A 14,325-nucleotide genomic window follows, 5' to 3' on the forward strand; every position below is an offset into this window, starting at 1 on the left:
CGAGGAGGTCCTGTCCGCATGGCCATGGGCTGGAGACGCCGCCGCTCGGCGTCGGCACCGCAGTACGATCCGGCGTTCGGCGACAAGGCCCTGTCGGAAGCCTGCCAGGACGTCGCCGCCGGCCGGTGGCAGGGCCTGCGCGACCTCCTCGCGGACGGTGACCCCCGCGACTGGGACCGGCGCAGCCACCGGATCCGGCTCCTGGCCGACGCCGCGGCGGACCGCCGGGTCGTGGAGGCCTGGCAGGCCTCCGAACCGGACAGCCCCGACGCGGTCGTGCTGCGCGCCGACGTCGAGGTGATGCGGATGTTCGCCATCGCCCGCCGCGGGACGATGCCGGCCCGGGACCGCCTCGACTGGAGCGCCCGGATCTGCCTGCACGCCTCCGAGGCCGCCCCGGACGACCCCCACCCGTGGGTCTCGCTGGTCACCATGGCCCGGCTGTACGAGGGCGGGCACCCGGCGATGAGCCGGTGGTGGCAGGAGCTCTGTGCCCGCGATCCACACCACCGGGAGGCGCACCACCAGGGGCTGCGCTACATGTCCGCCCGCTGGCACGGCTCGCACGGACAGGCGTACAACTTCGCGCGGGACCGCGCGGCCGCCGCCCCGCTGGGCTCCTCCCTCGCGGTCCTCCCGCAGGTGGCCCGGGCGGAGCAGTACCGTCACCGGACGGAGAGCGAGGGCAGGAACACCCTGGACCTGCTGCACCACTGGAGCGGCGACGCAGAACTGTGGGACCTGCGTACGACGATGGAGCGCTGGATCGGATTCCGTACGGCCCCGCAGGCCCAGGACGTGGCCGACCTCAACCACCTGGCCCACGGCCTGGTCCACGCCGACATGCTCGCGGAGGCGGCCACGGTCTTCGACCTCCTGGACGGCCGGGCCACCCGCGTCCCGTGGTCGTACACCGGTGACCCGGAAGACGAGTACACCCGCTGGCGCGCCCGCACCCACTGAGCCGCACCTCGCGCGGCACGGTGGGGTGCGTGGCGATCGTGGCCTGCGGGCGGGGCGGGCACCGTCACAACTGCCCGCCCCGCCCGTCCCGCTCGGCCAGGCGGCCCCGCCCGCCCGTGCCGCGGATCAGCCGGCCGCGTCAGAGCTCCCAGCTGACGCGCTCCACCGTGTCGTTGTGCTCCCTGGGCTCCTCCAGCTTGTCGCCGGCCCGCAGGATGCGCGTACCGCTCTTGCTGATCAGCTTCGCGTCGCTGTCCGTGTTGTTGACCCAGGACGACACGTTCCTGGACATGCTGCCGCCGTCGTGGAGCGGCAGCATGGCGAGGTCGACGTCATAACCGGCCCCGATGCCGTACCCCTCGCCGCCGCAGTTGTAATGCCGCCACAGGCCCAGGGTCTTCGGCGGGCACGGCGCTCCCTCGGGGGTGATCTCGACAACGCCGTGGGGCAGTCCGCTGGTGCTGCTCATGGCCACTCCGCTCTCTTGCCCGCCGGCCGCTCCGGCGAGGCACCCCCAACGTCCCACCGCAATCGCCCGACCTGGGCCTCTGGCACATGCCTGATCGTTTCAGCCGTGCACATGACCACTCATGCGGCCCAATGACCCTGCCCTTCGCGGCGCGGCACCACGCGCGCCGCGCGGCCGTCGACGGGCCCGCGCCCGGCCGGAGCCGCGGCGCGATGTACTCCGGCGGGGCGACGAAGGGGCAACCGGGATCCGGGCGTGCGGTCCGCTGGTCAGAGCCCCTCGTCGTGCAGGTCCTCTTCACGCAGCAGGTCGTCCTCGCGGCGGCGCGAGGTCTCCTTCTGCCCGGGCTTCTGTCCCTTCTCACGGGACTGCCTGCCCGGTCGGGGCTGCGCGGGGTCTCCGGGGCGATGGTGTTCTTGAGCCTCGCGGCCCCGGCCCTTGCCCGGCTCCTGACGCTTGTCCTGCGTACCGTCCATGACAGCGCTCCTCTTGATGCGTGGGGGTACGGATTCCTCTCGGATCACGCTGCCACGCGCAGCGAAGGTCCGCATGACGGCGACTGCGAGGCGGGGCACACCAGAAGGAGCGGCCGGGCCGGCCGCGAAGGCCGGATTCAGCCGGACAGCGTCATCGCCAGCGACTGGAACCAGGCGCCGTGGGAGAACGGCTCCGGAGGGCCGACCTCCATGCCGAGTTCGGCGGCTGCCAGGGCGTAGTCCCCCTCGTCCAAGGGGAGGGCGAGCAACTCGTGGAGTTCGCCCACGAGGCGTGCGACCAATTGGGGGTGGGTGGTGGCGGCGTAGTCGGCGACGGCGGCGTCGTGATGGGGGAACTCGTCGACGATGTCCTGCGAGAACCAGCCGGCGAGCAGTTGCGCGGTCTCCGGGAAGCGCGCGTGCCACTCCCAGTGCGTCTGCGGGGACGACGGCTCCGGCACGTCGCCCTCCTCGATGCTCCTCTTCAGGTGGTCGGCCAGCACCATCAGCCAGTCGCCGATCTCCGACTGGGGCATCCCGGTGTCCGGGATCGCGTAGAACTCGCCCAGGCCCTGCCGGATCCGGCCCGGAGGGTTGCGGCTGTACTCGCGCAGCTGGCGCTCCGCCTCCGCGATGGCCGAGGGGCGGGTGTGCCAGGTGTGGCGGAGGTACGCGTCGAGTGCGCGGCTGCGCCGTTCCGGGGTGTCGTCGGCGGGCTGCCCCAGGTACGCGCGCATGACCTGGTCCAACTCGCCGTACCTGCGGTCGTGTTCGAGGGGCTTCATGGACATGTGCGTGCGGCCCCTACAGGTAGAACGGGATGGTCGTGTGGACGACGAAGCCGTGCGGGCTCGACGGCTCGCGGCGCAGCACCACGCGCGCCGCCCGGACGTCGACGGGCCCGAGCCCGGCCAGCAGGTCGCCTTCCAGCTGGACCCTGCCCACGGGCTCCTCTCGCGAGGGCCAGGCGGCTTCGACGGTGAGGCGGGCCCGGGTGTTCTGGGCGAGCCAGCGGTGGATGGCCTGCTCGTTGGCGGTCACCACCTGCTGGGTGGCCCACTGGGCGGTCTCCCGGTCGGGATAGGAGGCGGAACGGGTCAGCACGGGGGCATCCTCTCAGTAGTCGGAGAAGTTCCAGAACATGCCCACTTCGGTGTCCGAGACGACGATCAGGCCGTAGTCCTCCGAGTAGACGCTCAGCGGGCTGTACGCCCAGCCGGACGACGTGAAGTCGAGCGTGCCGCGCGCGTGGCCCGGCCTTGTGACGTTGGTGTGATAGCCGGCCCCGTCCCCGTAGCGTGCGAGGATCGTGCGTGCCATGGCCCGCAGTTCCTCCTCGCCATCCGTGAAGCGCTCCAGGTTGGAGAGGGTGCACTTGTCGTCCGTGAGGGCCAGGAGCAGGTTCTCGGCGCTGTCCCGGTCGATCTCCTGGAGACGCTCCGCGACGTACTCCGGTGGGTGGACGGCGAAGGGGTACGTGGGGAACCCCTCGCGCTCCGGCGCCTGCGCCGCGTCGTCGAGACCGGCCCAGCCCCGCGGGTCCGGGACCCGGGCCATCAGGGCGAGGACGTCGAGGACCCAGTCCTCGTGGAGGCGCGGGCCCGTGGCGTCGTACGGGTACGCGTCCTCGTAGAGGTGGCGTACCGCGGCTTCCCAGGACGTCTGGTCGACGGACATGTGGTGCTGGCCTTTCTCGGCGGGCCGCTAGGACTTCGAGGGCATCGACGTCATGACGGTGAAGGGCGGGTTGCGGCTGCTGTCGTACTTGATGCGCGTGTCGATGCCGTTCACGTCGTACGCCTTGGCATCGAGCCCGCCCTGCTTGTACCCGGACAGCGGGTCGTTCGGGTCCACCGGCTGCTTGCTCACGCTGCGGCCGCTGGTCTCGCCGTTGGGTGCCGTCGCGTAGAACGACTTGACGTCGCCGTCGGCCGCCGGCGGCGGCCCCTTGATCCACGCCTCGATGGCGGCCTTGTTGTTGTTGAGGTTGTACTCGGTCAGGTCCTCGGCCCGCTGGTAGTTCGGGAAGGCGGAGGAGCCGCTCGGCATCGGCTTGCCGTACGGCCATGCCTGCGTCGGGCCGTTCGACTGCTGGTCGCGCAGGCGCTGCGCCAGCTGCTCGTCCGTCTTGCCGACGTGCTTGTCCAGCGTATGGCCGTCCGCCATGTACTCGTTGGCGCCGAGGTTCAGTTCGTAGTTGCCGTTCGCGTCGACCTTCAGCCAGACCTGCGAGTCCTTGAACTCCTCCAGGGCCCGGGCGCCGAAGCCGTGGGCACGGGCGACACCGGCCTCGAACTTGGGGGCGCTGCGGTACGCCTCGTCCAGCGGGCCCTTCAGCGCCTCCATGCGGGTGGTCAGACCTCCCAGGATGCCGGTGTACTTGTCGACGATCCCGTTCAGCTTGGCCGTGTCGATGTTCAGCACGGTCTTGACGTCGAACGACAGGAGCAGGCCCACACCCTTGCCGACGACGTTCGTCACGGTGCTGATGATGCTCTTGGGGTCCTTGGGCTTTTCCAGGTCCTCGAGGATCTCCTTGGCGGCCTTCCACATGGCGCGGTGCAGCTCTTTCGCGACGTCGCGGTTCAGATCGACGGCGGCTTCCGCGTACTCGTGCAGGATGGTCGCGATGTTGTCGGCAGAGTCCTTGAGCACGGCCAGGACCGGCTCGCTGCCCGTGGGGAGGCGGGGCGTGCCCGGGCCGGAGCCGGCGGTCTGCGCCCACTGGTAGCCCTCGCGCTGCTGTCCCCAGGCCGTCGCGCCCCACAGGGCGCTGCAGAAGGTCCGCATGGCGGCTTCCCAGTCGGCCTGCTGGTGGTTGGTGATGGTGCCGACGGCCTGGGTGAGCTGGTCCGCCACCATCGTGCCCGTGACGGAGATGTTCATCCAGCTGTGGCACAGGGAGTCGAGGTAGTGCTGCTGCGGGAAGGGGTAGACGTCCGCCACCCTCCCGATCCGGAACACGTGCTTGCACAGCGGCTGGAGGACGTCCCGGACGATCTCGGGGATGCCTTCCATCAGGCCGCGCAGGAAATCGTCGCCGCCGTCGTCGTCGCCCCACTTGATGTCGGGTACCGCGCCGAACTTCGGGTCCGAGTCGATGACCGCGGGCCGCGCCCGCTGTTCGGCCGTCTTCCCCGGCTGGGGATGGGCCGCCGCGTCCGCCTTGGTGTAGGCGTTGGCCGTCTCGGTGAACCCGACGGCGACGCCGCCGACGCTGAGCACGGAACGGCCCCAGACCTCCAGCCAGCGGTCGCCGATCTTCTTGTACGCCTGGGCGAACTTCTCGGCCTCGGTGCCGGCGCCTCCGGCGTCTGGGTGTTTGCCCAGCTCCTCCAAGAGCTTGTTGGCACCGCGTACGAGGAAGTCCTGCTGCGCGGCGACCCGTCCGGAGACCGACCAGAGGTCGGTCGGCTTGACGTCGATGGTGCCGCTGCCGCCCGGTGAGGGCGCGGGAGAGGGACCGGCCATCAGGCGCCGCCTCCCCAGCCCTGGAGCACGGACCTGTTGGCCGCGGCGTAGTTGAGGTGCCCCTTGACCACGACCTCGTGGAGCCAGGCCTGGGCGGCCTTGAGGTCGTCGGCGGAGCGGCTCCACTTGTCCAGCTCGTCGATGAAGGCCTCACGGGCCTCGCCGTCCCAGCTCAGGACGGCTTTGGTGGCCCGCCCGTACAGCGTGTCCAGCTTCTCGTTGAGGACGCGGAGGATCTCCTCCAAGTCTCCCGAAAGGTGTTGCAGCGTCGCGAAGTTGACGGTGATCCGCTCTTCGTCCGGCATGGTGCTGATCCCCCGTGGTTCAGATGTCCAGAAGTCGGCTCTTCGGACCGGCGTCCGGCGCGGGCGCCGGGTCGGGCACGGTGAGGGCGCGGGCGGCGGCGGACACGTCCTCGCTCTCCTGCGTCCGCCGGAACCCGGCCAGGATCTCGAGCTCCTGCTCGGTGAAGCCGTCGCGCGAGGCGCGCGTGGCCGCCTCAAGGACGATCACCACCTGGCGGATGCGCACGGCGTCCTCGGCGACGCCGCGGTGCAGGGAGCGGTACGCGGTGGCAGTGGGTCCCTGCCAGCCCGCGGCGATCTTGTCGACGACCTCGTCCATCCGGCGGACCTGCCGTTCCAGATAGCCCTGCATCTCGTCAAGGTCGTTCGCCAGCCTGGTGAGGCCGTCCTCGGAGACGTTCAGATCGGCGTTCTGCATGCTGAGCCCCCGCCCATCGCGCCGTTCGTACGAGTATTTCTGCGTACGGGCGTTCACAGTACTGGGTGGTGTCCTGTCGATCAGAGGTGGGAGCCGGGACGACGAAGAAGGCCCAGTTCGCTGACCTGGGCCTTCTCGCAAGAACGGGTACGGGAACCGAACCCGCTCCATATGGAGTGCTGGGGTGGCGGATTGAGGAGGGCACACCCTCTCCACCCAGTCCGGCGCCACCCTCAAGGACACCGCCTGCGCGGACTGCGCCGGCGATCAGCCTCGGCGGGGCCGGCGGATCTTCATGTCGTCCACGCTGGTGACCTGGGTACGCAGCGCGCCGTGTCCGATGCCGCGTTCGGCGAGAGCCGCGGCCGCCCGGTCGCGGGCCGTGCCCCCCGCAGCCTCGTCCTCGCGGTCGGCCGCCTGCCGGACCACGCAGCGGAAGGAGAAGGTGCGCAGCTCTCGGTCGTAGATGAGGGTGCCGTCGTCGGTGAACGCGGCCTTGAGGATGTCGTGTTCGTCAGCGGACGCAAGGAGTTCGGTGCGCCGGGTGTCGTCGAGGTCGGCGAACACGCCGCGGACGATGACCCGGTAGGTGCGCTCACTCATGGGATGTCCCTTCATTTCGTACACCGGAGCCCTGCTCCAGCAGGGTGGACAGTCCGTCCAGGAGGCGTTCGAGGGCGAACGAGAAGCGGGCCTCCATGGACGGGTCGGTCAGGTCGTCGGCGAGTGCGACCAGGTTGGGGAAGGTCTCCTGCGGCAGGCGGCGCAGCTGCTCCCCCGCGGCCGTGGCGACCTCTCGGCGGCCGGCACCCATGGCCTCGGACGCCGAGAGGGGCCCCTGCTCCTGGAGCACGAAGCCCTGGACGAACGCGCCGAGCAGGTAATTGATCACGCGGCGTCGGCGTCGGAGAAGCCGGCCTCCCTCAGGCGGCCGAGCTGGTCCTCCATCAGGCGCAGCAGGTGCGGGCCCGGGGTGAGCCGGCCCGCGACGACCTTGGCGGCGTCGCGCTTGCCGAGCAGGTGCCGGCGGTAGCGCACGCAGTACTCGCGCAGCTGTTCTCGCCAGTCGCCCTCCCGGGGCGGCGCCTCCGCGTCGGCCATGAGCTCGTCGGTGAGCAGGTCGAGCAGCTCCTCCTTGTTGCGCACGTGCCAGTACAGCGAGGCCGCCTTCACCCCCACCGCCGCCCTCCCCGCCCCCGTCCGCGACGCCGTCAACGCTGCCTTCATCGACGCCCTGCACCTGGCGCTGCGCTGCGGCAGCGCTGCCCTGGCAGCCGCAGCACTCCTCGTCGCGCTACTCCTCCGCCCACAACGAGGCGTCGCCCCGTCGCCCGCCGACGGCCGACCGGCCCCGCAGCCGGAAGCGGCGCAGCGGTAGGAAGGGGGACTCCCACTGGCTCCGCGGTGGCGCCGCCGGGACCGCCTACGGCTTCTCGGCGGCCCGGCGGAGCAGGGCAACCGGTGATGGACCGACGTCGACCTGGTCTTCATTCCGTACGGCTCCTGCTCCCCGCCCCTACCGGCACGTTGTGGCACGGAGAGGGCGCCGCCGGCACCGTTTTGCCCTGCCGGGGCCCTACGCGCCGAGCGCAGCAGGGTCGAGGGAGTCGACGTCCTCCATGAAGGACAGCATCCGGGCGTTGACCACGTCGGGGTGGTCGATCTGCGGGCCGTGGCCGGTCGCGGTGATGATCTCGGCGCGGGCTCCGGGGACGAGGCGCGGTACGCGTTCCAGCTGCCGCTTGGGGTGTACGAGCAGGCTGTGCTTGCCCATGATGACGTAGAGCGGGGTCCGGATGGACCGCAGCGCGTCCTCGGCCAGCGGCAGCGGTGCGGGGCGGCGGATCCGGTACGCGCGGGCGCCGAGCTGGATCCACTTGCGCATCTCGGGTACGGCGATGACCGGCTGGTCCAGCCACCTGGCGAGCCGGGGGCGCAGTGCCTTCGGTGCGAAGGTGGCGAACAGGCTCACGAAGACCCAGGCGAAGAAGCGCAGGCCGACCTTCTCCAGGCCGCCGGGGTCGAGGGCGGTGACCGAGGCGAGCCGGCCGGGCCGCCGGTGGGCCTGGTTGAGCACCAGCCAGCCGCCGTAGGAGGAGCCGACGAGGTGGACCCGGTCGAGGCCGAGCGCGTCGAGGGCCTCGTCCATCCACTGGGCGGCGCGCTCGGGCTGCCACATGGGCTCGCGGTGGATGCTGCGGTTCGCGTCGCCGGGGGTGTCGAGGGCGTAGACGGGGCGGTCGAGGCTGAGCCCGGGGGTGTTGGGGTACCACATCGCCGAGCTGTAGCCGGCGCCGTGGATCAGGACGATCGGGGTCCGGGACTCGGCGGCGGGGTCCGAGGGCCCGTACCGGTAGACGTGGGTGGTGCCGAAGCTGGTCTCCACGTCCGTCTCGGAGCGGATGGGTGCCCCCATCGCGTAGAGCACGTCGCCGGCGGCGAAGTAGCGGTCGCGGAGCTCGTCGTTGACGTAGCGGCCGACGTCGCGGCGCACACGGGTCGTGTTCTCGGGCACGGGGCACCTCCGGGAAGATCCGTTCTTCGTGATACGACCGTACCATGATGTTGGTACGGCAGTACCATAAAGGAGGGTCCGGGGATTCTGGACCGCGAACCCACCACCGACGGGCGGAGACACCGGCACATGCCGAAGCGCGTGGACCACGAGGAACGGCGCACCCAGATCGCCGAGGCACTCATCCGTGTCGCCGGACGGCGCGGGCTGCACGCCGTCGGCATGCGCGACGTGGCTGCCGAGGCCGGAGTGTCACTGCGGCTCGTGCAGTACTACTTCGAGACCAAGGAGAAGCTCCTCTTCTACGGGCTCCAGTACCTGACCGACCGCTTCACCGCACGCGTCGGCGCCCGCCTGGCCGCCGCGGGTCCGGATCCGGGCCCGCGTGCGACCGTCGAGGCGCTGTTGCTGGCCTCTCTCCCGACCGATGAGGAGAGCCGCACCTTCCACCTCGTCTACAGCACCTATTCGATTCTGTCCGTGACCGACGAGGCGCTGGCCGCCCAGCCGTTCATCGACAACCCCGACGCCGCGGAGAACGCCCTGGCCGGTCTCATCGAGCAGGCTCGGGCGGCAGGCCTGGCCGATCCCGGCATCGATGCCCGCATGGAGGCGATCAGTCTGCTGGCCATGGCGGCGACCATGGGCACCAGCATCCTCGTGGGCCAGCGGAATCCGGAGTCGGCCATCGCGGTACTCCACCACCAGCTGGACCGCATCTTCGCGACCTCCGAGCCTGCGGCGACCAGGGCGTGTCCAATCTGACGCCCTGTTGAGGCAGTTGTGGCACGCGGAGGCCGAGAGGCCTAGACAGCAAACAAGCCCCAGGTCTGTGACCTGGGGCTTTGTCGTGGAGCGGATGACGGGAATCGAACCCGCGCTATAAGCTTGGGAATCTACTGCGCGGAACGAGCCCGTACGCGCCGGGCGCGAAGCCGAGGCCGCGACTCGCACGGGAAGCCTGACCAACACGCCGACGGGTGAGGACGACCTTTGGGTCGTCCCCGCCCGTCGGCGTCCGTGTGGAGGTTTCCAACGGGCACCCGTGCTGGAGTGCGTCCTTCTTCTTGGAGCGAGCGGCACGTCACTGGTAGGCCTCGCGACCCAATGGGTACCTCCGGGGAGCGGGGGGACATCAGGCAGCGTGCTGAGGCTGCTGCCTGAATTCTGCCTGGCCGAAGAGGAGCGCGTAGCCATCGGGGAGCTGATGGAGGATCCGGGCGAGGAGGTCGGGACCGGTGAGCCGTGCCACGACGGCGAGGACGGCGCCGGTGCCCCAGCGGGCGATGGCCGGGCTGGTGCCGGCCCGGGTGGCCATGTCCTTGATGAAGGCCCAGCCGGTGAGCCGTTCGGTGTCAGGGATCTGAGCGGTCAGGGCGAGGGCGGCCTCGACGGGGAGGCATCGTGCGAGGTCGACGCGTTCGTCCCCGACGAGCTGCCGTCCGAGGGCAGCGAGGACGGTGCGGACGGCTTCCTCGGCGCGTTCGCGGGTGGGATAAGCGCCTTCGTAGCGCACGCGTTCCAGCATGTGCTCGAACGTCATGGCGGGCTGGGCCGGGTTCGCTCGAGGCTGGTCGTACATGGTGCTGCGGTTGCCTTTCTCTTCGAGGGGTCGGTCCTCGGCCGGCGGTCAGGTGGGCTGGGGGTGGCCGAAGAGGAGGTCGTAGCCGGGTGGGAGCTGGAGCAGGGTTTCGCGGGTGAGGACGTCTCCGGCCGCCGCGGCCACGGTGGACAGGACCGCGCCGATGTCCCACAAGGCTGTCTTTTCGGTGGCGCCCTCGATCCAGGCCGCGGTCGCGCGTACGAAGCGTTCAGGGGAGAGCGGCTCTGCGGCCTGCAGGGGGTTGAGGAGGATCAGGGCGTAGGTCTCGGGAAGGCGGGCGGCGAGTGCCGCTCGCACGGCTCCGACCAGGTGGGCGCCCAGCAGGGCCAGGACTACGCGGGCCGCCCGTTCGGCTTCCTCCTGGGTCTCGTACTTGCCGCGTTCCTGGACGTGTTCCAGAAAGGCTTCCCTGCGTATCGACATCTCACGTCACCTCCAGGGGAGGGGCGAAAGGAAGAAGAGGGTGCGGAGGACGGGGTGCCGGAGGGGGATCGGGTTCCCCGCCCTCCGCTGCTGGTGCCGGGTGGTGCCGGGCCGGTCAGCCGGAGAGCTGCTTGCGACCGGATTCGCCGCCGATCGCGATCTTCCGCGGCTTGGCGCGCTCGGCGATCGGGATCCGCAGGGTCAGGACACCCGCGTCGTAGTCGGCTTCGATGTGCTCGGTGTCGAGGGTGTCGGCCAGCATGATCTGGCGGGAGAAGACACCGAGGGGCCGCTCGGAGAGCTCCATCTGCACGCCGTCGGACTTCTCCGCGGGCCGGCGCTCGGCCTTGACGGTCAGCATGTTCCGCTCGACGTCGATGTCGATCGCCTCGGTGCTGACGCCGGGGAGGTCGAAGGCGATCACGTACGCGTCGCCCTGGCGGTAGGCGTCCATCGGCATCACGGACGGCTTCGACCATGTGCCTGACGCACCCGAAAGCTGCTGGATGATCCGGTCCATCTCGCGGAACGGGTCGGTGCGCATCAACATCGCGAAACACCTCCAGTTGGTTCAGGCAGGAACTGCCAATGCGCTTCAACGTGCTCCTGTTGTAACATGTCATCGAAACGATGACAAGCAGGAAGTCATCTGGAGGATGACAGACCACGGAGACCGTCATGCACGAGGCCGCAGAGCCGACCGCACCCGTTACCTTCCTGGCCGCCGCTGCGGCGCTGGAGACCATCAACCAGGCCATCACGGAAGCGCAGCAGGCCTCCACGAGCACACCGATAGCGGCGTCGGCTCCGGGTACGGGCCCCCACCCGGCCCTGGCCGCTCTGCTGATGCTGCGCGAGGTCCGCGAGCAGCTCGGCGGCTGGGAAACCGGCCTGATCGAAACCGCCCGCAGCGAGGGCGCCAGCTGGGCCGACCTCGCCGGCCCCCTCGGAGTCGCCAGCCGCCAGGCCGCCGAGCGCCGCTACCTGCGGCTGCGGCCGGGGAAGGCCGGAAGCACGGGTGAGGAACGCGTCCAGGCCACCCGGGACACCCGCGCCGCCAACCGCAGCGTGGACGCCTGGGCCCGCGACAACGCCGCCGACCTGCGCCGACTCGCCGGCCAGATCACCGCCCTCGCTGGCCTCGCCGACGACGCCGAGGGCGCCATCGGCGACCTGAACCAGGCCCTCGCCCACAACGACACCGCCCGCCTCGTCGGCCCCCTGACCGGCACCCGCGCCCACCTGCGGCCCGAGGACGCCGAGCTCGCCGAACGCCTTGACGCCATGGCCCGACACGCCGACCAGCTCCGCCGGGACACCCGCGATCAGCGCAGCACGTGACCCGTACCCCGGAGTCGGGAGGGGGCACGTGCGTAGATGCAAGGAGTGATCACCATGGCCGGACAGCTTCCCCAGGATGCCGGCGGCAACGGCATCGACGTGGAGATCCTGGACCACGCCGTCACGATCAGGCCCACGGGAGAGATCGACATCGATACGGCACCCGCCTTGCACCTCGCCCTCTCCGAGGCCCTCGCTCACGCTTCGGCGGCCAAGCCCGTGGCGGTCGACTGCAGCGGCCTCACCTTTTGCGACTCCTCAGCGCTGAACGCACTCCTCGCCGCGCGCCGCGCAGCCCAAGAGGCTGGCACCGTCATCCGCCTGGCGGCCCCCGGCCCCCAGCTCCAGCGTCTTCTGGAGATGACAGGCGCCCGGTCCCTCTTCCCTGTGGACCCGGACCCGCCGGCCGGTCGACAGGTGCGGGGGTAGGTGCTGCCTGACCGGACGCGTCCGCCAACTGCCTCTTTAGGAGCGCGAATTCGCACCAGGCAGCCACTGTCGTGACGCAGTCCTCCGACCCGGGCAATCCTGCGAGTTGGGGCACGCGGAGGCCACGGCAAGGTCGGAGGGGTCTAGACAACGACGAAGGCCCAGGTCTATGACCTGGGCCTTCGTTCAAGAGCGGATGACGGGAATCGAACCCGCGCTATAAGCTTGGGAAGCTCATGTTCTACCATTAAACTACATCCGCACAGCGTTCCAGTTGCCTGGAGCGGTATCGTTGCACACTCTACCCCATGATCGACCCCCGGTGAATCGGCCGCGGGGTCGTTGTCGTGTGTGCGGTGCACCGAGGCTCGTGGCAGCGGGAGTTGGGGCGTAACGTACCAGTGCGCAGTGGTGCTCGGGGGTCGCTGGAGTGGCGGCTGGAGCGGGTCGCGATCATCCCCTAATGTGGCGATTCGTCGCAGTACGGCAGGTTGGGGAAAGGGACTCGATGGAGAACACCGTCGTCCGTTGTGCCGAGGGGCACGTTTTCAGTACCGCTTCGTTCCCGCTGCAGCACCTCGGTGCCGGCCGGATCGGGCCCGGACGGCTTCTGCGGTGCCCGCGGTGTGCGCGGCTGAGGCATGCCGTGCCCGTCGGGGCGTCCGTCAAGCGATAGGTGTACCGCAGGGCGCGCGGGCGCGGCTCCGATTGGGGGTGGTCCGCGCGCACTGCGTATCCTCGGGACGTGCTTCTCTCAGACAAAGACATCCGGGCCGAGATCGACAGCGGACGGGTTCGCATCGACCCGTTCGAGGAATCGATGGTGCAGCCCTCCAGCATCGATGTACGTCTCGACCGCTTTTTCCGGGTGTTCGAGAACCACCGCTACGCCCACATCGACCCCGCCACCGAGCAGCCGGACCTGACCCGGATGGTCGAGCCGGAGGGCGACGAGGCCTTCATCCTGCACCCGGGGGAGTTCGTACTCGCCTCGACGTACGAGGTCATCTCGCTGCCCGAGGACATCGCCTCCAGACTGGAGGGGAAGTCCAGCCTGGGCCGCCTGGGGCTGGTGACGCATTCGACCGCCGGGTTCATCGACCCCGGGTTCTCGGGGCACGTCACGCTCGAACTGTCGAACCTCGCCACCCTCCCGATCAAGCTGTGGCCGGGCATGAAGATCGGGCAGCTGTGCATGTTCCGGCTCAGCTCGCCCGCCGAGTTCCCGTACGGGAGCGAGCGGTACGGGTCGCGGTACCAGGGCCAGCGCGGCCCGACGGCCTCGCGCTCCTTCCAGAACTTCCACCGCACGCAGGTGAGGCACGAGGCATGAGTCAAGTACGCGAGAACCTGAACTACGAGGGCTTCGGGCGCGCCGTCCGCGAGCTGGCGCAGACCATCGCCGACGACGGCTACGAGCCCGACATCATCCTGAGCATCGCCCGCGGCGGCGTCTTCGTCGCCGGCGGTCTGGCGTACGCGCTCGACTGCAAGAACATCCACCTCGTGAACGTGGAGTTCTACACCGGCGTCGGCACCACGCTGGAGATGCCGGTCATGCTGGCGCCCGTGCCCGAGGCGATCGACTTCACCGACAAGAAGGTCCTCATCGCCGATGACGTGGCCGACACCGGCAAGACGCTGAAGCTCGTCCACGACTTCTGCCTGGGCCACGTCGCCGAGGTGCGGTCCGCCGTGATCTACGAGAAGTCCCACTCGCTCGTGAAGTGCGAGTACGTGTGGAAGAAGACCGACGAGTGGATCAATTTCCCCTGGTCGGTCGAGCCGCCCGTCGTGAAGCGCGAGGGCCAGGTTCTCGACGCCTAATGGGAGCTACGGAACCGGGGAATGCTCGGTTCCGTAGCCGCCGGTAGGTGAGCACTTTCGACGCCGGAGCCTTCGAGCTCTGAGG

The 14,325-nt window shown here is 70.0% G+C and carries 22 protein-coding genes and 1 tRNA gene; 7 read left to right on the top strand and 16 right to left on the bottom strand.

Translation table 11 applies throughout. The annotated features are described in order from the left end of the window. The first annotated feature begins 18 nt into the window (after positions 1 to 18). Positions 19 to 963, top strand: a complete 945-nt coding sequence (locus ABTY04_RS31630) for a hypothetical protein (protein WP_352216858.1) — start codon at positions 19 to 21, stop codon at positions 961 to 963. Between the two features lie 139 nt (positions 964 to 1,102). Here ABTY04_RS31630 and ABTY04_RS31635 read toward each other — a convergent pair whose 3' ends face one another. The 11 genes from ABTY04_RS31635 to ABTY04_RS31685 all read right to left on the bottom strand — a co-directional run bounded on the left by ABTY04_RS31635 (position 1,103) and on the right by ABTY04_RS31685 (position 7,248). Further along, positions 1,103 to 1,432 carry a peptidase inhibitor family I36 protein gene (locus ABTY04_RS31635; RefSeq protein ID WP_352216859.1) on the bottom strand — a complete coding sequence of 110 codons (330 nt, stop codon included), beginning with the start codon at positions 1,430 to 1,432 and terminating at the stop codon, positions 1,103 to 1,105. Between the two features lie 269 nt (positions 1,433 to 1,701). Continuing rightward, positions 1,702 to 1,908: a hypothetical protein gene (locus ABTY04_RS31640; protein ID WP_352216860.1), complete on the bottom strand. Its 207-nt coding sequence runs from the start codon at positions 1,906 to 1,908 to the stop codon at positions 1,702 to 1,704. A 137-nt stretch (positions 1,909 to 2,045) separates the two neighbouring features. Then, positions 2,046 to 2,699, bottom strand: a complete 654-nt coding sequence (locus ABTY04_RS31645; protein ID WP_352216861.1) for a contact-dependent growth inhibition system immunity protein — start codon at positions 2,697 to 2,699, stop codon at positions 2,046 to 2,048. Between the two features lie 13 nt (positions 2,700 to 2,712). After that, positions 2,713 to 3,012 carry an RNase A-like domain-containing protein gene (locus tag ABTY04_RS31650; RefSeq protein WP_352216862.1) on the bottom strand — a complete coding sequence of 100 codons (300 nt, stop codon included), beginning with the start codon at positions 3,010 to 3,012 and terminating at the stop codon, positions 2,713 to 2,715. Positions 3,013 to 3,024: 12 nt separating this feature from the next. Beyond that, positions 3,025 to 3,585, bottom strand: a complete 561-nt coding sequence (locus ABTY04_RS31655) for a hypothetical protein (RefSeq protein WP_352216863.1) — start codon at positions 3,583 to 3,585, stop codon at positions 3,025 to 3,027. A 27-nt stretch (positions 3,586 to 3,612) separates the two neighbouring features. Then, positions 3,613 to 5,379, bottom strand: a complete 1,767-nt coding sequence (locus ABTY04_RS31660) for an RNase A-like domain-containing protein (RefSeq protein WP_352216864.1) — start codon at positions 5,377 to 5,379, stop codon at positions 3,613 to 3,615. Beyond that, positions 5,379 to 5,684 carry a WXG100 family type VII secretion target gene (locus ABTY04_RS31665; RefSeq protein WP_352216865.1) on the bottom strand — a complete coding sequence of 102 codons (306 nt, stop codon included), beginning with the start codon at positions 5,682 to 5,684 and terminating at the stop codon, positions 5,379 to 5,381. The genes ABTY04_RS31660 and ABTY04_RS31665 overlap by 1 nt, the downstream gene beginning before the upstream one ends. Before the next feature lie 19 nt (positions 5,685 to 5,703). Continuing rightward, positions 5,704 to 6,102: a WXG100 family type VII secretion target gene (locus tag ABTY04_RS31670; protein WP_352216866.1), complete on the bottom strand. Its 399-nt coding sequence runs from the start codon at positions 6,100 to 6,102 to the stop codon at positions 5,704 to 5,706. 267 nt (positions 6,103 to 6,369) lie between these two features. Further along, on the bottom strand, positions 6,370 to 6,705 hold the full coding sequence (locus ABTY04_RS31675; protein WP_352216867.1) for a DUF6204 family protein: 336 nt from the start codon (positions 6,703 to 6,705) through the stop codon (positions 6,370 to 6,372). Then, positions 6,698 to 6,994, bottom strand: a complete 297-nt coding sequence (locus ABTY04_RS31680) for a TetR/AcrR family transcriptional regulator C-terminal domain-containing protein (RefSeq protein ID WP_352216868.1) — start codon at positions 6,992 to 6,994, stop codon at positions 6,698 to 6,700. Before ABTY04_RS31680 ends, ABTY04_RS31675 begins: the two co-directional genes overlap by 8 nt. Beyond that, complete coding sequence (locus ABTY04_RS31685) at positions 6,991 to 7,248, bottom strand: TetR/AcrR family transcriptional regulator C-terminal domain-containing protein (RefSeq protein WP_352216869.1); 258 nt, start codon at positions 7,246 to 7,248, stop codon at positions 6,991 to 6,993. Before ABTY04_RS31685 ends, ABTY04_RS31680 begins: the two co-directional genes overlap by 4 nt. Between ABTY04_RS31685 and ABTY04_RS31690 the strand changes: the two genes are divergently transcribed. Beyond that, on the top strand, positions 7,238 to 7,480 hold the full coding sequence (locus ABTY04_RS31690; protein WP_352216870.1) for a hypothetical protein: 243 nt from the start codon (positions 7,238 to 7,240) through the stop codon (positions 7,478 to 7,480). The genes ABTY04_RS31685 and ABTY04_RS31690 overlap by 11 nt on opposite strands. 198 nt (positions 7,481 to 7,678) lie before the next feature. Here the strand turns inward: ABTY04_RS31690 and ABTY04_RS31695 are convergent, their stop codons facing one another. After that, the gene (locus ABTY04_RS31695) at positions 7,679 to 8,617 is read right to left on the bottom strand and encodes an alpha/beta fold hydrolase (RefSeq protein ID WP_352216871.1); all 939 of its coding nucleotides are present in this window, start codon (positions 8,615 to 8,617) and stop codon (positions 7,679 to 7,681) included. A 129-nt stretch (positions 8,618 to 8,746) separates the two neighbouring features. On the opposite strand from ABTY04_RS31695, the gene ABTY04_RS31700 reads away from it, so the two are divergent. Next, positions 8,747 to 9,382: a TetR/AcrR family transcriptional regulator gene (locus tag ABTY04_RS31700; protein ID WP_352216872.1), complete on the top strand. Its 636-nt coding sequence runs from the start codon at positions 8,747 to 8,749 to the stop codon at positions 9,380 to 9,382. 370 nt (positions 9,383 to 9,752) lie between these two features. On the opposite strand, the gene ABTY04_RS31705 is transcribed toward ABTY04_RS31700, so the two are convergent. The 3 genes from ABTY04_RS31705 to ABTY04_RS31715 all read right to left on the bottom strand — a co-directional run bounded on the left by ABTY04_RS31705 (position 9,753) and on the right by ABTY04_RS31715 (position 11,193). After that, on the bottom strand, positions 9,753 to 10,199 hold the full coding sequence (locus tag ABTY04_RS31705) for a DUF2267 domain-containing protein (RefSeq protein WP_352216873.1): 447 nt from the start codon (positions 10,197 to 10,199) through the stop codon (positions 9,753 to 9,755). Between the two features lie 48 nt (positions 10,200 to 10,247). Continuing rightward, a complete protein-coding gene (locus tag ABTY04_RS31710) occupies positions 10,248 to 10,643 on the bottom strand; it encodes a DUF2267 domain-containing protein (RefSeq protein ID WP_352216874.1) in 396 nt (131 codons plus the stop codon). A 115-nt stretch (positions 10,644 to 10,758) separates the two neighbouring features. Next, positions 10,759 to 11,193, bottom strand: a complete 435-nt coding sequence (locus ABTY04_RS31715; RefSeq protein ID WP_352216875.1) for an Hsp20/alpha crystallin family protein — start codon at positions 11,191 to 11,193, stop codon at positions 10,759 to 10,761. Between the two features lie 128 nt (positions 11,194 to 11,321). Here ABTY04_RS31715 and ABTY04_RS31720 point away from each other — a divergent pair, with 128 nt between their 5' ends. Both ABTY04_RS31720 and ABTY04_RS31725 read left to right on the top strand, forming a co-directional pair. Next, entirely contained in the window at positions 11,322 to 11,984 is a 663-nt protein-coding gene (locus ABTY04_RS31720; RefSeq protein WP_352216876.1) for an HSP18 transcriptional regulator, read from the top strand. Between the two features lie 54 nt (positions 11,985 to 12,038). Next, complete coding sequence (locus ABTY04_RS31725; protein WP_352216877.1) at positions 12,039 to 12,413, top strand: STAS domain-containing protein; 375 nt, start codon at positions 12,039 to 12,041, stop codon at positions 12,411 to 12,413. 191 nt (positions 12,414 to 12,604) lie between these two features. On the opposite strand, the gene ABTY04_RS31730 is transcribed toward ABTY04_RS31725, so the two are convergent. Next, positions 12,605 to 12,675 (bottom strand) — tRNA-Gly (locus tag ABTY04_RS31730). Positions 12,676 to 13,158: 483 nt separating this feature from the next. Here ABTY04_RS31730 and dcd point away from each other — a divergent pair. Both dcd and ABTY04_RS31740 read left to right on the top strand, forming a co-directional pair. Continuing rightward, positions 13,159 to 13,746 carry a dCTP deaminase gene (gene dcd, locus ABTY04_RS31735; protein ID WP_352216878.1) on the top strand — a complete coding sequence of 196 codons (588 nt, stop codon included), beginning with the start codon at positions 13,159 to 13,161 and terminating at the stop codon, positions 13,744 to 13,746. Further along, the gene (locus ABTY04_RS31740; RefSeq protein ID WP_352216879.1) at positions 13,743 to 14,240 is read left to right on the top strand and encodes a phosphoribosyltransferase; all 498 of its coding nucleotides are present in this window, start codon (positions 13,743 to 13,745) and stop codon (positions 14,238 to 14,240) included. Before dcd ends, ABTY04_RS31740 begins: the two co-directional genes overlap by 4 nt. Positions 14,241 to 14,325: the final 85 nt, after the last annotated feature.

The sequence above is a fragment of the Streptomyces sp. NPDC097981 genome (genome assembly GCF_040302565.1).
Taxonomy (GTDB): domain Bacteria; phylum Actinomycetota; class Actinomycetes; order Streptomycetales; family Streptomycetaceae; genus Streptomyces.

Coding starts and splice junctions, on each gene's coding strand:
- ABTY04_RS31630 (WP_352216858.1), top strand. CDS start 19: ATGGCCATGGGCTGGAGACGCCGCCGCTCGGCGTCGGCACCGCAGTAC.
- ABTY04_RS31635 (WP_352216859.1), bottom strand. CDS start 1,432: ATGAGCAGCACCAGCGGACTGCCCCACGGCGTTGTCGAGATCACCCCC.
- ABTY04_RS31640 (WP_352216860.1), bottom strand. CDS start 1,908: ATGGACGGTACGCAGGACAAGCGTCAGGAGCCGGGCAAGGGCCGGGGC.
- ABTY04_RS31645 (WP_352216861.1), bottom strand. CDS start 2,699: ATGTCCATGAAGCCCCTCGAACACGACCGCAGGTACGGCGAGTTGGAC.
- ABTY04_RS31655 (WP_352216863.1), bottom strand. CDS start 3,585: ATGTCCGTCGACCAGACGTCCTGGGAAGCCGCGGTACGCCACCTCTAC.
- ABTY04_RS31660 (WP_352216864.1), bottom strand. CDS start 5,379: ATGGCCGGTCCCTCTCCCGCGCCCTCACCGGGCGGCAGCGGCACCATC.
- ABTY04_RS31665 (WP_352216865.1), bottom strand. CDS start 5,684: ATGCCGGACGAAGAGCGGATCACCGTCAACTTCGCGACGCTGCAACAC.
- ABTY04_RS31670 (WP_352216866.1), bottom strand. CDS start 6,102: ATGCAGAACGCCGATCTGAACGTCTCCGAGGACGGCCTCACCAGGCTG.
- ABTY04_RS31675 (WP_352216867.1), bottom strand. CDS start 6,705: ATGAGTGAGCGCACCTACCGGGTCATCGTCCGCGGCGTGTTCGCCGAC.
- ABTY04_RS31700 (WP_352216872.1), top strand. CDS start 8,747: ATGCCGAAGCGCGTGGACCACGAGGAACGGCGCACCCAGATCGCCGAG.
- ABTY04_RS31705 (WP_352216873.1), bottom strand. CDS start 10,199: ATGTACGACCAGCCTCGAGCGAACCCGGCCCAGCCCGCCATGACGTTC.
- ABTY04_RS31710 (WP_352216874.1), bottom strand. CDS start 10,643: ATGTCGATACGCAGGGAAGCCTTTCTGGAACACGTCCAGGAACGCGGC.
- ABTY04_RS31715 (WP_352216875.1), bottom strand. CDS start 11,193: ATGTTGATGCGCACCGACCCGTTCCGCGAGATGGACCGGATCATCCAG.
- ABTY04_RS31720 (WP_352216876.1), top strand. CDS start 11,322: ATGCACGAGGCCGCAGAGCCGACCGCACCCGTTACCTTCCTGGCCGCC.
- ABTY04_RS31725 (WP_352216877.1), top strand. CDS start 12,039: ATGGCCGGACAGCTTCCCCAGGATGCCGGCGGCAACGGCATCGACGTG.
- ABTY04_RS31740 (WP_352216879.1), top strand. CDS start 13,743: ATGAGTCAAGTACGCGAGAACCTGAACTACGAGGGCTTCGGGCGCGCC.